The 14436-nt window shown below is 71.5% G+C and carries 11 protein-coding genes; 2 read left to right on the top strand and 9 right to left on the bottom strand.

The annotated features are described in order from the left end of the window. Positions 1–30: 30 nt before the first annotated feature. Complete coding sequence (locus LC193_RS18160; RefSeq protein ID WP_226075542.1) at positions 31–1227, bottom strand: serine/threonine-protein kinase; 1197 nt, start codon at positions 1225–1227, stop codon at positions 31–33. A 569-nt stretch (positions 1228–1796) separates the two neighbouring features. Here LC193_RS18160 and LC193_RS18155 point away from each other — a divergent pair. Next, on the top strand, positions 1797–2822 hold the full coding sequence (locus tag LC193_RS18155) for a hypothetical protein (RefSeq protein WP_226075541.1): 1026 nt from the start codon (positions 1797–1799) through the stop codon (positions 2820–2822). 75 nt (positions 2823–2897) lie between these two features. Here the strand turns inward: LC193_RS18155 and LC193_RS18150 are convergent, their stop codons facing one another. Next, complete coding sequence (locus LC193_RS18150; protein ID WP_226075538.1) at positions 2898–3860, bottom strand: hypothetical protein; 963 nt, start codon at positions 3858–3860, stop codon at positions 2898–2900. A 463-nt stretch (positions 3861–4323) separates the two neighbouring features. Then, positions 4324–4461 carry a hypothetical protein gene (locus tag LC193_RS18145; RefSeq protein ID WP_226075535.1) on the bottom strand — a complete coding sequence of 46 codons (138 nt, stop codon included), beginning with the start codon at positions 4459–4461 and terminating at the stop codon, positions 4324–4326. A 143-nt stretch (positions 4462–4604) separates the two neighbouring features. Between LC193_RS18145 and LC193_RS18140 the strand changes: the two genes are divergently transcribed. Continuing rightward, the gene (locus LC193_RS18140; protein ID WP_226075532.1) at positions 4605–5174 is read left to right on the top strand and encodes a hypothetical protein; all 570 of its coding nucleotides are present in this window, start codon (positions 4605–4607) and stop codon (positions 5172–5174) included. Positions 5175–5800: 626 nt separating this feature from the next. On the opposite strand, the gene LC193_RS18135 is transcribed toward LC193_RS18140, so the two are convergent. The 6 genes from LC193_RS18135 to LC193_RS18110 form a co-directional block, all read right to left on the bottom strand. Further along, positions 5801–7021: a metal-dependent hydrolase family protein gene (locus LC193_RS18135; RefSeq protein WP_226075530.1), complete on the bottom strand. Its 1221-nt coding sequence runs from the start codon at positions 7019–7021 to the stop codon at positions 5801–5803. 9 nt (positions 7022–7030) lie between these two features. Continuing rightward, positions 7031–8746: a hydantoinase B/oxoprolinase family protein gene (locus LC193_RS18130; RefSeq protein ID WP_226075529.1), complete on the bottom strand. Its 1716-nt coding sequence runs from the start codon at positions 8744–8746 to the stop codon at positions 7031–7033. Beyond that, a complete protein-coding gene (locus tag LC193_RS18125; RefSeq protein WP_226075528.1) occupies positions 8743–10827 on the bottom strand; it encodes a hydantoinase/oxoprolinase family protein in 2085 nt (694 codons plus the stop codon). The genes LC193_RS18130 and LC193_RS18125 overlap by 4 nt, the downstream gene beginning before the upstream one ends. A gap of 70 nt (positions 10828–10897) precedes the next feature. After that, positions 10898–11869 carry an ABC transporter permease gene (locus tag LC193_RS18120; RefSeq protein WP_226075527.1) on the bottom strand — a complete coding sequence of 324 codons (972 nt, stop codon included), beginning with the start codon at positions 11867–11869 and terminating at the stop codon, positions 10898–10900. Next, complete coding sequence (locus LC193_RS18115; protein ID WP_226075526.1) at positions 11866–13413, bottom strand: sugar ABC transporter ATP-binding protein; 1548 nt, start codon at positions 13411–13413, stop codon at positions 11866–11868. Before LC193_RS18115 ends, LC193_RS18120 begins: the two co-directional genes overlap by 4 nt. Further along, the gene (locus LC193_RS18110) at positions 13413–14435 is read right to left on the bottom strand and encodes a sugar ABC transporter substrate-binding protein (RefSeq protein ID WP_226075525.1); all 1023 of its coding nucleotides are present in this window, start codon (positions 14433–14435) and stop codon (positions 13413–13415) included. Before LC193_RS18110 ends, LC193_RS18115 begins: the two co-directional genes overlap by 1 nt. Between the last annotated feature and the right edge of the window lies 1 nt (position 14436).

The raw sequence follows: 14436 nt of genomic DNA, 5'->3' as shown, positions 1-14436 counted from the left end.
CGGCGTTGCCGACGGAAGGATGGCAGCGGCTCAGCGCTTCGGCCAGGTGAGCGTCGGCCCCGCCGCGTAGCGCGCGCGCAACTTCTCCGCGACCCGCAGGGAAGCGGGGGGACGCTCCCTTCGCTGTCCGGACTCGGCCGGGCTGCCGGTCCCGGGCTCAGGCCGCTGCGCGGACACGAGTACGGCCGGAAGTGAACTCTCGGCCGTGTTTCCCTGACCGGATTCTCCGCCGGGTGGCTGGTCTGGGGTTTCCCTTCCGGAAAAGGCCGACTCCTCGCGCAGCAGCCTCTCAAGGGAGTCGAGCCGATCCAGCATCGGCGCGTCAGGCTGTGGCTGCACCATCGTGGGGTGGTCCTGCGCAGTCGTCTCCTGGATCAGGGCGCGCCGTGCACGAGCCGGACTCGTACCCAAGAGGCGCATGAGGTCGGCACACTGCCGGGTCACCTCCTCCAGGGAGGGGCGTTCGTCCGCCTTGTGCGCCAGCATGGCCTTCACGATAGGCATCAGTCCATCGGGCAGCCCGGACAGATCGGGGCTGATCTCAGGGTTGACCACCTGCGCGGCAACCGCCTCCCACCGGGCGCCGTCGTACGGGTAGTGCCCGGTTGCCGCGTACAGCAGTACGGTGCCCAGGCCGTACACGTCGGCAGCCTGCGTCACACCCAGCTCGCCCAGGGCCTGCTCGGGCGGCATGCAGCGAACGGTGCCGATGACCACGCCGGCCTGCGTGAGCGACCCCTTGGATGCCCCGACGAAGGCACCGAGTCCGAAGTCGATGATCACCGGGCCGAAGTTCCCGAGAACGACGTTCTGCGCCTTCAGGTCGCGATGCACCAGGCCCGCTGAGTGCACCGCGGCAAGTCCTTCAGCCAGCAGCGCACCAAGGCTCGCCACGAGTGGCGCGGACAGCGCACCTTGGTCCTGCACGACATCGGAGAGAGGGCGGCCGGGGACGTAGTCCATGGCCAGCCACGGCTGCTCGGCGAACGGGTCCGCCTCAATGAAACGGGCCACGCGGCCCGTGCCCGAGATCGTACGCGCGATCGCCGCTTCGCGTTCGAACCGGGCGCGCGTGTGCGGATCCGTACGGTCGGGTCGGATCACCTTCACAGCGACCGGTTCCCCGGCGACCGAGTAGGCGAGGTAGACCTCTCCCATCCCCCCTGCACCGAGCCGCCGCTCGACGAGGTACGGACCGATCCGCGACGGCACAGTCGTGCCGTTCACCCCACACCCCCTGACTCCCGCAATGCCGGTACAACCTCGCGGGCGCACCCATCCGCTCCGCCGTGGAAGAGTAAGGCCGAGAGACATGGATGTCGACGAATTACCGCCACAGCCTACTGACCGGCCCTCGCGGGAGAAAGCGGTTCTTCCGGAACTGCAAAAAGGGTGGCTCTGTGTCGTCGCCGGTGCGTGCCGATGGCGGCCGATGGCCAGGTTTCGGAGACTGGCCATCGTGCGGGACAGGCCAAGCGGGTTGTGGCGAGGAAGGCGGACGCGCCCCGCAGGTCGAGTGCTCGTGCGGCCGGCTTGCGGCCGCCACAATCGTCCACGCGAAGTACCGGCTCAGCCGACTACGTTCGGGGACACCTGTCGAGCCGGCCGGGCACGCAAGGGATACCATCATCACGGTAACGGGGCGATGACAAGGGGGAGTCATGACTTCGGGTGCCGAGGCCGGGGGCGAGTCGCCCACCGCAACGCCCCCTCCGGAACCTGTTCAGCAGCGGGCCGGGAGATGGCGGATCCCGCTGCGCCGGGCGGCGCCGTGGGCGGCGGCCGTACTGGCCGGTGTGCTGGTCGGGAGCGGCGCGACAGCCTGGAGCACCGGTGCGCTCCCCTGGGGGGATGAGCGGGTGTGCTGGGGCGCGATCGACCGCGAGGACGCCGAGGCGCTCGTCGGCGGAGGCGACGTGCAGGCGCACGAGACCGAGCCGTCCGTGACTCCTGTCGACGCCCGGTGCACGCTGCGCGGCAGGATGGACGTGCACATCCGGGTGCATGCCCCCGGGGATGACCGCGACATCGCGGGCATGCTCGATCCGCTGGACTGGATGCACGACTTCATACGGCCGGAGATGACGGTCTGGCGAAGCCCCGGCGACGGCGTGGGCATGGCCGCCACGTCGGAGGCGTGGCAGAGCATCCCGTCCACCTGCGTGGGCAATACGTTGGGCCCGGCCGTCGTGGACATCACCCGGGGCATGTGGCGGCAGGAGCCCACCAGCACGGAGCAGCGCGACCTGATGGCCCGCGCGGTCTCCGACGTCGCCGATGCCGCGATGCGCGCGTGGGGCTGCGACGCCCCGGACACCTCACCGGCCGACCTGCCCGACCTGCCCGCGGAGCGGGAACTCGACCCCGGCGCCCTGTGCGGCATCGAGGGTCTGAACCGGCCCGAGTCGCATCCCGATTTCGTGCCGGGGCTCGAACGCCTCACGGCCAACGACGACGCCGGCCTGCGCACCTGCGAGGTCGGCTCCGACTTCGGCAACCCGCGCTTCCGGCTGACGACCCTGACCGACCCAGCCCTGCTGGAACTGCTGCCGCCGCCCGGGGACTACGGCGACGGCGAGACGTTCGATGCCGGCCGTCGGCTTGAGGGCCACGGACAGATCACCCCCCAGCGCGCCTACATCCGCGTCCCCTGCCCCGAAGGACAGCACAACCGCAGCCGCGAAGCGGTGTTTCTCGTCAGGCACGAACACGGGGACATCGACCAGGTTCGGGCACTCCTTCCCGGCTACGTCACCGGGGAGGGCGCACGCCTTGGGTGCGGTCCTGTCCGCCTCGACCTGCCGGAGCCGCCGAGGCGCTGAACGCGACGGCTCGCGCAGCCCCGCGCACGCGACGACGTCACCGGCCGGGCCGGCCGCCTTCCGCGACGCCGGCTCCTACCTGGGCGCAGTGGCGCGTATCTCGGGGATGTCGCAGTCGTGGCGTTCGGCTGACGCCACCGCGAAGGCGTCGAGGGTGTCGGACAGCCAGTCGGAAATCTGCTCGTCCCGGCTCGTGGCGACGTAACGCGCGGAGTTCAGCGGGCTGGGGCAGGTGGCTGTGGCCGAGTCGAGCGGCGGCTCACTCCGCCCCCATGGGTGGTCGATGGGGCCGTAGGCCGCGTGCAGGTCGATGACATCGTCGCCCAGGTGGAGTCGGCAGGTCTCGGCGATGCCCTGGCCCGCGGGCCCTTCGGTGACGGCGGTGACGCCGGCGTCGACCAGCTGCTCGGCAGGCAGACCCGCGCATGTCCCCGACGCCTCCGCGGGCGGGCGGCGACTTGTGCTGCTGGACTCCAGCGTCGTAGGCCTCCGCCCCGGCGCGCCGGTGCAGTTCCATTCCTCACCCACCGCGGTCGCGATATCGGCCGCCACTGCGGCGAACCGCACATCCTCCTCGTCCGGCGGGGCATCGAGCTCCGACCGCGACATGCTCACCGGATGGTGCTCGACGTGCACCAGAAGGCCGCCCCCGCTCACGGTGCCAGGGCAGGACAGCAGCATGGTGGTGTGGCCGGTGCGGTGCGAGCCGATCCAGCCGTGTCCCAGCGGAGCGGTGTCCGCACTCGACGGGTCCAGGCCCGGGTCCTGGAACACGTCCGTGACGTCGATGGACAACGACGGCACGTCGTGCGGGTCGACACCGTGTTCCTGGACGGTACACCAGTAATTGACACTCCGGGCGAGCATCGGATCACGGCTGCCGTCCGCCACGCCGAGGTCGCTCGGGCTCGCGCCCAGCACCTCGCCAGCCTTCTCCACCGGAAGCGTGCCGCGACAACGATCCCCCAGCGGATCCGGGTCCTCCAGCATCGCGGGCAGTACGGCTGCCGCGGCTCCCACGAGCCCAAGAGCCGCCAAGCCGACTATCGTCCGCCGCCGCATGCGCCTCATGCCACCCCCCAGTGGACTGACGAGCCGTCGACTCGGCCCGTGAGCGGCAGGCTACCGTACGCCACGATCACCGCGGGCGAGGGGGCCTTCCGCTTGGTCGGTGGTCACGTCGCCGAAGTGGAGGGCCGCCGGCGCCGGGCGCGAGCGAGCCGACAGCGGCCCGACTGTAGGAGCTCGCGCTTCGCTGCATACGCCGAGGCCGTGGCACTTCGGGTTGTACTCACCGACGCGGGCACGGGAAAGATGCGTTCTTCGGATTTCGCTGCCCAGACGCGCCCGCGAGCCTCTTCATCCAAGCGCAAGGCGGTTCCTCTGTCGGCGCTCACCAACAGGTGAGTGAAGACGGGTAGCTGGTCCTACAGTCCCTCGAAGTCGGCCGGCACGCCGACTGTCTCGGTCACGGCGGTGTCCTGGTAGCGGCCGGCGGCCATCAAACGGCGGCGCAGCTCGTCAGCCGCAGATCGCTCGCGTTCGGCCTCGTCCAGCGCCAGGAGAGAAGGTCGGCGGAGCGAGCGGCCTCCTTGAGCTCGGCGTCGGCGAGTTCGAGGAGCTCGGTGAGCTCTTTCACTCGTTCGCGACCTCGATGATTACATCCGGAGGGGTAAGCGTATACTGAGGGTTACGTGTTGGTGGGGACCATCCGTGCCGTTCGGGCCGCCGCGGTTCAGCGCCCGGTACGAGTGTGAAGTCACGCATCTCAGGGGGCTGATCGTGCTTGTCGTCATCGTGCTCTGGGGCCTGGCGGCCCTGGTGATAGTCGAGGCCGTCATCGGCGGCCGACGCCTGTTCTGGGCCGTGCGAGCGTGGGCGTACGCGCACCCGGCTGCTCATGAGCCCTCTGACGCCGCTGTAGCCGCGCATCGGGCCGTGGCCGTCGTGCTGGCCGTCGTGCTGATCGGCCTCGGCGTCGCCGCCGGCAATCGGAACGGCGCGTTCGAAACTACCGCCAGTAAGGTGGGTCAGGCTGTGGACGAGGCCGTCGCGAACCTCGACAGCAACATGGTCATGGAGGACGAACTGGGTACAGAAGTAGCCGGCCTCTACCGAGACCAGGTCCGTGCAGCCGTAGCCGAAGCAGATGAAAGCCTTGACCTGACGGTGCGTCACGTCGGCGACGAAGAGTACACGGTCGAGACAAGCGGCGGCGACGAGGCGCACTGCATCCGCGTCACCGGCGATGAGCAAGCGATCATCGTGCCGTTCGGCGCTGACGCAGACCAGGTCGCTTCCGCGCCCTTCCACTCCCTCGCGGCTACCGCCGACTCCGGCGCCTGCCGCTGACCGGAACGGTGGGCAGCGCCGTGGCCCACTCGAGAACACCGCGGTCCGTCCCGGCGGCGCGACTCCGCTCGACACCCTCGTGGTCTGCGAGGTTGTGACCGACCGCGAGTGCCGCGTGCCGAATGTCGCCAGGGTGGCGACCTGCTCGGAACTCGTCACCGAACACCGCCCGGCCGCCGCCTTGTTGCAGGTATTTCGAGCATGGGAGACTCGAGGAGCACGACGCCCTCGCGCGTGCACACTGACACCTCCCGGGGGCCGTCCCGGTCGACAACCAAGTCGACCGGGACGGAGACAGGAGGTGAAAGCAGTGGATAAGTACACCGCCACGACGGTTCAGATTCTGCTGATGGTCGTCGTCGTGCTCGTGGCCCTCAGATCGGCCCCCTCTTCCGCACTCCATTCGGTTTGCGAGACGGTTCTTCAGGTCAGCAGCGTGGCCCGCCCCGAGTTCCTGGGGAACGAGCGCCCGCACGGACCGCCTGGCCCCGGTCAGGCTGCCGCGCGCGAGCCGTGCTCATCCGGCTCGCCCTGGGCCCCGGACTCGCGGGCCCCGGCGACCAGTCGCGCGTGGAGCCCGGCGTTCTCGCGCGGCGCCGCCTCAAGTCGCTCAAGGAACGGCGGGCTCAGGCGAGTACCCGGCCGTCCTCGGGTACCGGCGTACCGGCGCGGATGACCAGGCGGGGTCTCGCGGTGTCCCACAGCGCCGCGGGATCGCACACCGGGTCGGCGTCGAGCAGCAGCAGGTCGGCGCGGGCGCCGACGGCGATCCGGCCGAGGTCGTCCCGGCCGATCAGGCGGGCGTTGACCGAGGTCGCCGAGCGCAGCGCGGCCAGCGTGCCGGACGCCTCGGCCTGGAGGCGGAGCCCGATGAGCTGGTCGTTCTCCAGATCGCCCATGAGGTCGCTGCCGAAGCCCACCGGCACCCCGGCCGCGTGGGCGCGTTCGACCGCCACCCGCCCGGCGTCGAGGACTTCGGCGTTCTTCGCCCTGCCCGCGGCGGGCAGGCCGACCTCGTCGCCCCTGCGGTTCATCGCGTCGTAGGCCGCCAGCGTCGGCACCAGGTACGCGCCGTGCTCGGCGAGCAGTGCGGCGGTGGGCTCGTCCAGCAGGTTGCCGTGCTCGACCGAACGCACGCCGTTCAGCACGGCGTGCCTGATCGCCTCGGGCGAGTAGGCGTGCGCGGCGACGTAGGAGCCGCGGCGCGCGGCCTCCGCGGTGACCGCCGCGATCTCCTCGGCGGAGTACTGCGCCGGCCGGATCGGGTCGGTGGGCGACACCACGCCGCCCGAGGCCATGATCTTGATGGCGTGGGCGCCGCGGCGGAAGCGTTCGCGGACCGCGACCCGCAGGTCGTCCACGCCGTCCACCACCTCGTTCATGTGGCCGCCGTGCAGGCAGATGTCGTGCTCGGCCGGTCTGGCGTCGCCGTGCCCGCCGGTCTGGCTGAGCGCGGGCCCGGTGTAGAGGTAGCGCGGCGCTTCGATCAGCCCCGTGGTCACCGCCCGGGCGAGCCCGGGGTCGCCGCCGGCCACGTCGCGGACCGTGGTGAAGCCGCGGTGCAGCGCCCGCCGCAGCCGGCGGGCGCCTGCCAGGGCGAGGTAGCTGAGCGGCCCGGCGTCGAACTCCAGGTTGTTCAGGGAGACGCCGTAGGCGTGGAAGTGCGCGTCGATCAGCCCGGGTACCACGGTGCGGCCCCTGGCGTCGATGACCCGTTCCGCGCGGGTGACGGCGGGGCCGATCTCGGCGATGACGCCGTCGCGCACGAACAGCGAGGTCTCGGTCAGCTCGGCGGACCAGCCGTCGAAGACCAGGGCGTTGTCGAGGGTCAGCTCACCGGCGGCCATGGCGGGCGGTCACCTCCCCGCGGCGCGCAGCGCCGCGGTCCCGGGGGCGTCGACGGTGAAGTCGGTGGTGTCGACGGCCACGCCGTACCGTTCGCGTGCGGCCGACGCCGTCACGAAGCCGTTGCGGACGTCCTTGGCCACGGCCGCGGGGTCGCGGGTGAACGGGTCGCCGTAGCCGCCGCCTCCCCCGGTCTCGTTCGCCAGGGTCTCGCCCGCCTTGAGGTGGTTGTAGCTGCCGCCCTGCACGACCTCGTGTTCGGTGCCGGCGTTGAGCACGATCCGGTTGGGTTCGCCCTCGTCGCCGCCGGCGATGGACCAGGGGTTGGTGCGGGTCTTGTAGACCAGGCAGATGCCGGTGGCGGGGGCGGTGAAGCGGTAGACGCGGCTGACGCCGACGCCGCCGCGGAACCGCCCGGGGCCCCCGGTGTCGGGGCGGTAGCCGTAGGAGTCGATGATCATGGGGGACTTGGTTTCGAGCACTTCGACGGGGTTGTTGCGGCAGCCGGGTTCCGACAGGTGCATGATGCCGTCCTCGCCGTCCGCGTCCCGCGTGGCCCCGAAGCCGACGGCCTCGTTGGTGGCCTCCTGCCACGCATCGCCCGTCCTGGGGTTGACGCCCAGGCCCATCATGGAGCAGACGTCGCCGCCGGAGCAGGCGGGCACCAGGTCGGGCATGCCCTCGGCGAGCGCCTTGAGGATCACCTCGCCGGCCAGCAGCCCCGTCCACAGGGTGAACGTGGGCATCGGCGGCACCGCGTGCATCACCGAGCCCGGCTCGGTGATCACCCGGAGCGGGGCGAAGTTGCCCGCGACGACCGGGCTGTCCGGGGTGGTCAGCGCCTTGAAGATCAGGCTGGAGAGCGCTTCGGTCTGCCCGCGCGGGAGGTTGATGGGCCCGCGGACGTCGCGGGCGCTCCCCGTCCAGTCGACGACCATTTCCTCGTCGGTGACGGTCACGGTGGCGGTCAGCTTCACCAGCGTCTCGCGGTCCACGCCGTCGCTGTCGACGAAGTCGGTCGCGGTCCAGGTGCCCTTGGGCAGCTTGCTCAGGCCGATCCTGGCCAGCTTCTCGCCGTGCTCGTTGATGGCCCGCATCGCGTCGAGCAGGCTGTCCCTGCCGTACTTGCGGGCGATCTCCTGGGTGCGCCGCACGCCCGTGACACAGGCCGAGACCTGCGCCTGGATGTCGCCGATGGTCCGTTCCGGCATCCGCGAGTTGAACCTGATGATGTTGAACACGTCCGTGTTCTGCTCGCCTTCGCGGTACAGCCGGGTGGCGGGGAACACCAGGCCCTCCTGCGAGCTGTGCGTGGAGTCCAGGACGTAGCCGGGGTCCTTCTGGTTGAGGTCGAGCACGTGGATGCGGCAGGAGGCGAAGCCGATCAGCTCGGACCCGTCGTGGATCGGCGCGAAGACCAGCGGGTCGAGGGTGTGCGCCGATGACCAGTAGGGGTAGTTCAGCAGGTACACGTCGCCCGGGCGCATCGCGTCGGCGCCGAGGAATTCGAGCGACTTCTTGATCCCGTAGTCGTTGCCCCGGGTGAAGATCGCGATGCCGGGGGCATCGGCGACCACGTCGCCTGACGCGTCGTGGATGCCGATGCCGTAGTCGTGGATCTCGTAGACGACGGTGTTGTAGGCGGTCCTGCACAGGTTGCGGGCGACCTCCTCGGCGGCCGACAGCAGTCCGTGCCTGATGATCTCGGTGGTGATCGCGTCGGTCATCGGTTCTCGTCCTTCCCCTTATCGCTCTGCCGCTCGCCGTCCGCCGGCTCGCCGCCGATGGTGATGACCAGTTCCCCGTACCGGCCCACCGTCAGCCGGTCGCCGCGGTGCAGCACGGTGGTCGCGGTGTGCTCGGTGACGATCGCGGGGCCCTCGACGGCGTCGCCGCCGAGCAGTTCCTCGCGCACGTGCACCGCGTACTCCTCGCGCGTGCCGTCGGGCGCGTGCACCGGGCGGGTGCCGCGCGGGGCCGGTGCGCCGCTCTCGCGCGGGGCGAGGGTGGGCAGCCGCGGCTTGTCGACCACGCCGATGGCGCGCAGCCGCAGCGCGGTGATCTCCAGCGGGTCGCTCATGACGTGCCCGTACTGCCGTTCGTGCAAGGTGGCGAAGACCTTCTCGATGACGGCCACGGGGTCGGCGGCCTCCTCGGGGAACGTCACGCTGACCGAGTGCTCCTGCCCGGCGTAGCGCACGTCCACGGTGCGGGTCAGCTCCCGCTGCGCGGGGCCGAAGCCCTCCTCGCCCAGGATGGCGTCGGCCTCGGCCGCCATGCCGGCGTAGGCCGCGTCCACGGCGGCCCGGTCCACGTCGGCGAGCGCGGTGACGGACGTTCTGGCGAAGTCGTGCTGCACGTCGGCCATCAGCATGCCGAGCGCGGAGAACGCGCCCTGGCCCGGCGGGATGACCACCGAGGGGATGCCGAGCTGGCGGGCGACGTCCACGGCGACGAGACCGCCCGCGCCGCCGAAGGAGAGCAGCGAGAAGTCCTTCGGGTCGTGGCCGAGTTCGACGGTGATGGCGCGCACGGCCCCGGTGATCTTGGTGTTGGAGATCTGGAGGATGCCGCGGGCCAACTCGGTCGTCCCGAGGCCGAGTTCCGCGGCGACGGACCCGAGCGCAGCCAGGGCGCCCTCGGCGTCCAGGGCGAGGGTGCCGCCCAGCGGCGTGTCCGCGCCGAGGTAGCCGACGGCGAGCGCGGCGTCGGTGAACGTCGGCTGCGTTCCGCCGCGGCCGTACGCGACGGGGCCCGGCACCGCGCCCGCGCTCTGCGGGCCGACCTGGAGGGCGCCCGCGTCGTCCAGGTACGCCAGTGAGCCGCCGCCCGAGCCGATGGTGTGGATGTAGAGCGAGGGCGTGTTGATCGGCAGCCCCTCGAACTCGGTGCCGCGCTGGAGCACCGGCTGGGAGTCGAGCACCAGGGAGGCGTCCAGGCTGGTGCCGCCCATGTCGATGGTGATCAGGTTGGGCCGGCCGGTCAGCCTGGCGAACGCCGCCGCCCCCACCACGCCGCCCGCTGGTCCGGAGAGGATGAGGTTGACCGGCTGCTCCCTGGCCGCGGTGGCGGTCATGCCGCCGCCGCCCGAGCGGGAGATCAGGAAGCGCCCGGTGAAGCCGCGGTCGGCCAGTTCGGACTCCAGCCGGTGGAGGTAGCCGCGCACGACGGGTTTGATGTAGGCGTCGAGGACGGCGGTGGAGGTCCGCTCGTACTCCCGGTACTCCCGCGACAGTTCGTGGGAGACGGTCACCTCGACGCCGGGGGCGCTCTCCAGCAGGATCTCGCGCATCCGCGCCTCGTGCGCCGGGTTGGCGTAGGAGTGCAGGAACGCGATGGCCACCGCCTCGTACCCGCGGCGGGCGATCTCCCGCGCGACCCGGCGCGCCTCCTCCTCGTCGAGCGGGGCGCCCGCGGTGCCGTCGAAGTAGGAGCGCTCGGTGACCTCGAAGGTGTCGTAGCGCTCCAGCAGCGGCGCCGGCTTGCGGTGGCGGATGTCGTACATGGCGCGCCGGTCGGTGCGCCCCAGCAGGTAGACGTCGCGGAAGCCGCGGGTGGAGACGATCGCGACCCGGGCGCCCGACCTGGTCAGCAGGGAGTTCAGGCCGAGCGTGGTGCCGTGGTTGAACATGGCCACGTCCGGCATGTCCACCGCGATCCGGTCGAACGCGTTCAGCACGCCCTCGGTCGGGGACGAGGGGGTGGTGGGGACCTTGTCGAAGCGGAGTTCGCCCGTTGCGGGGTCGAGTTTGACGACGTCCGTGAACGTTCCTCCGACGTCGATCGCGACGCGGATGTCCTGCGGCATGGCGGGCGCACCTTTCCTGCGTTGTGCTTCGTGGTGGTTCGAGGGGGCCGGGCGGGAGGGGGCCGCGGCGCTAACGTCTGCGCCGGCCCACGGCCGCCAGGGCGACCGCGGCGAGGATGATCAGCCCGGTGACGAGGTCCTTGAGCTGGGGGTTGAAGTTCATGATGTCGAATCCGTTGCCGACCAGCGCGATGAGGAACACGCCGGCCACCGAGCGCCACACCGCCCCGACCCCGCCGTGGATGCTGGTGCCGCCCAGGATGATCGCCGCGATCGCCTGCAACTCCATGCCGGCGCCCGCCTGCGGCTGCCCGGAGGAGATGCGGGAGACCGCGATGGCCGCGGCGATGCCCGCGGCCAGTCCGCTGAGCACGAAGACGAGCACCTTGACGCGGTCGGCCCTGATGCCGGACAGCTCGGCGGCCTCGGCGTTGCCGCCGGTGGCGAACACGTGCCGGCCGAAGACCGTTCCCGACAGCAGGAACCACAGGGCGGCGACCACGGCGGCCAGTACCCACACGGGTATGAACACGCCGAGGAAGCTGCCGCGGCCGAAGTCGGCGAAGCCGTCGACGTCGACGGTGATCAGCGCGCCGCCGGTGATCAGCACCGCGAGCGCCGAGTAGACCATCGAGGAGGCCAGGGTGGCGAGGAAGGAGTGGATGCGCAGCGAGGCGACGACCAGGCCGTTGAGCGCGCCGAGCACCATGCCGACCACCGGCGCGGCGACCAGCGCGAGCAGCGGGTTGCCCGTCTCCACGGCGAGCCAGGCGGCGCAGACGCTGGCGACCGCGAAGATGCTCGCCGTCGACAGGTCGAAGTTGCCCGAGACGATGACGAACGTGCCGGCCGCCGCGATGATCGCCAGCGGGGCGTTCTGGTTGAGGATGTTGAGGATGTTGGCCGAGGTGAAGAACGCGGGGCTGGCGACGGAGAGCCACACGACGACGGCCGCCAGCAGGATCAGCACGGCGTGATCCTTGGCCAGCAGCAGGGGTCGCACGGGTGCCTTGCGCTGCGTCTCCGCGGTGATGGCGGTCACGGTGCTGCCTTCTGGTCGGTGCCGAACAGGGTGGTGAGGATGCGGTCGATGGTGGTCTCGGCGGGCACGACCTCGTCGATCGTGCGGCCCTCGCGCACCAGGTAGGCGCGGTGGCTCAGGGACATGACCTCCTCGTGCTCCGAGGAGATGAGCAGGACGCCGACGCCCTGGGCGGCGAGCGCGGTGATCAGCTCGTAGATGGCGTACTTCGCGCCGACGTCGACGCCGCGGGTGGGCTCGTCGAGGATGACGAACGCGGGGTCGCCAAGCAGCGACTTGCCGATCAGCGCCTTCTGCTGGTTCCCGCCGGAGAAGCCGCGGATCTCCGACTCGATCCGCGCGGGGCGCAGCTGGAGCCTGGCGGCCAGCTCGCCGACCGCGGCGCGCTCCCTGCGGCGGCTGATCACGCCCGCGACGGCGAACCCGCGGCAGTGGGTGAGGGCGATGTTCTCCCTGATGGAGCGCATGAGGAGCAGGCCCTGGCCGTGCCGGTCCTCGGGGACCATGGCCAGGCCCGCCGCGATCGAACGCCACGGGCGCGGCCTCGTCAACGGCTTGCCGCGCAGGGTCACGGTGCCCGCGGTGAGCCGGTCCGCGCCGAACAGGGCGCGCGCGATCTCGGAACGCCCGCTGCCGACGAGGCCGATCAGGCCCACGACCTCGCCGGGGCGCACGGTCAGCGAGGCGTCCACGACGCCCTCGGCGGTCGCCAGGCCCTTCGCGTCGAGCACCGGGGGCGTCGCGGGGGGAACGGGCGCGCTCCGCTCGGGAAAGGTGACCGCGAGGGAGCGGCCGAGCATGCCCTCGATCAGGCTCGCCTTCGTCTCCCGGGCCGCGGGGCCGGTGCGCACCAGGCGGCCGTCCCGCATGATCGTCACCCGGTCCGCGATCCCGAGGACCGCGTCGAGGAAGTGGGAGACGTAGACGACGGTTCTGCCCTGGGCGCGCAGGGTGCGGATCAGCTCGTGCAGCTTCTCCGTCTCGTGGGCGGTGAGGGACGAGGTGGGCTCGTCCATCACGACGACCTTGGCGTCCCTGGCCAGGGACCGCATGATCTCGACCTTCTGCTGGTCGGCGATGCCCAGGTCGCGGACCTTGCGGTGGGGCGGCAGGCCGAAGCGCGCCATCGCGTCGATCCGTTCGAACTCCGCCGCGGTGCCCGGCCGCAGGACGCCGGCCCGGGAACGCTCGCGGCCGAGGAAGACGTTCTGCGCCACGGTCAGCTCGGGGACGAGGGCCAGTTCCTGCGCGATCATGGCGATGCCGTGGCGACCGGCCCGTGCCGGGTCCCAGCGGCCGATCGCGGCGCCGTCCACCACGAGGTCGCCCCCGTCCCGCTGGTAGACCCCGGCGATCAGCTTGCCCAGGGTGGACTTGCCGGCGCCGTTCTCCCCCACCAGCGCGTGCACCTCGCCGGGCAGCAGGTCGAGGCTCACCCCGTCCACGGCGTGCGTGCCGCCGAACCACTTGGACAGGTCGCGGGCGGTGAGCACGGGGGCCGGCCCGGCGTTCGCGGTGCTGGACGTTTCGGTCGTCGTCGTCATCAGCCGTTCCACTCCCCCGTGAAGTCCTCGGCCTCCGGGCCGGCCAGCGTCTCCCGGGTGGCGTAGGGTTCGACGCCCTCGGGGCCGACGGTGTCGGCGTTCACGACGGTCTCGACCGGCCGGCCGGTCATGGCGTTCGCGAGCTGCTCCATGGCGGCGGCGCCCATGCTCACGGGGAAGTTGAGGTAGTTGGCCGTCCAGCGCCCCTCGCGGACGGCTCGGACCGCCTCGGTGGTGCCGCCTCCGCCGGTCAGGTACACGCTCTCGGGCGCGATGCCCGCGTTCTCCAGGGCCAGCTCCGCGCCCAGCGTCATCTGGTCGGCGCTGGCGAGGATGACGTCGACGTCGCGGTTGGACTGGAGGCTGTTGGAGACCGCGGTCAGGGACTGGTAGCGGTCGTAGTTGCCCTCGACGGTGCTGACGACCTCGATGTTCGCGTGCTCGCCGAGCACGCCCCGGTAGGCGTCGCGGCGGGCGATGTCGAGCGGGGAGGAGAGGTCGCCCACGACGAGGGTGACCTTGCAGGGGTCGAGGTCGGCGCAGTGGTCCACCACGCCCTCCGCCTGCCGGGCAGCCGCGTCGCTCGGCGGCACGGCCACGGTGGAGACCACGCCCTCGACCTGCGGCTCCATGTCGTCGACGTCGGGGCCGATGGGGTTGAGGACGGTGATCACCGGGACGGAGTTCGCGAGGGGGAACGCCCCGGCGAGGCTGGGCCCGTCGTGCGGAACGACGATGACGCCGTCGTAGCCGCCCACGGTGGCCGCCGTCTGGAGCTGGGAGAGCTGCGTGGTGGAGTCGAAGCCGCCGTCGAGGATCTTGACGTCCACGGTGAGGCCGAGTTCCTCCGCGCCGGCCACGACGCCGTCGTACACGGCCTGGTTGTAGCCGTTCTGCGCCGAGGCGGCGAGCACGGCGACGCGGTACTCGCCCTCCGCCGTGCTGGTGTCGGGGGCGCACCCCGGGGCCAGAACGACCACACCGGCGACGACGGCGAGGACTTTCCCCGGCGTCTGTCTCATT

Origin of the sequence: Streptomyces marincola (assembly GCF_020410765.1) — a bacterium.
Lineage (GTDB): Bacteria > Actinomycetota > Actinomycetes > Streptomycetales > Streptomycetaceae > Streptomyces > Streptomyces marincola.
Note: the sequence above shows the minus strand (reverse complement) of the source record. Positions and strands in the feature narration are given on the sequence as shown.

Bases quoted from the DNA above. Each gene is read 5' to 3' on its own strand.
- LC193_RS18135 (WP_226075530.1), bottom strand. From the start codon at position 7,021: ATGGCCGCCGGTGAGCTGACCCTCGACAACGCCCTGGTCTTCGACGGC.
- LC193_RS18130 (WP_226075529.1), bottom strand. From the start codon at position 8,746: ATGACCGACGCGATCACCACCGAGATCATCAGGCACGGACTGCTGTCG.
- LC193_RS18125 (WP_226075528.1), bottom strand. From the start codon at position 10,827: ATGCCGCAGGACATCCGCGTCGCGATCGACGTCGGAGGAACGTTCACG.
- LC193_RS18115 (WP_226075526.1), bottom strand. From the start codon at position 13,413: ATGACGACGACGACCGAAACGTCCAGCACCGCGAACGCCGGGCCGGCC.
- LC193_RS18110 (WP_226075525.1), bottom strand. From the start codon at position 14,435: ATGAGACAGACGCCGGGGAAAGTCCTCGCCGTCGTCGCCGGTGTGGTC.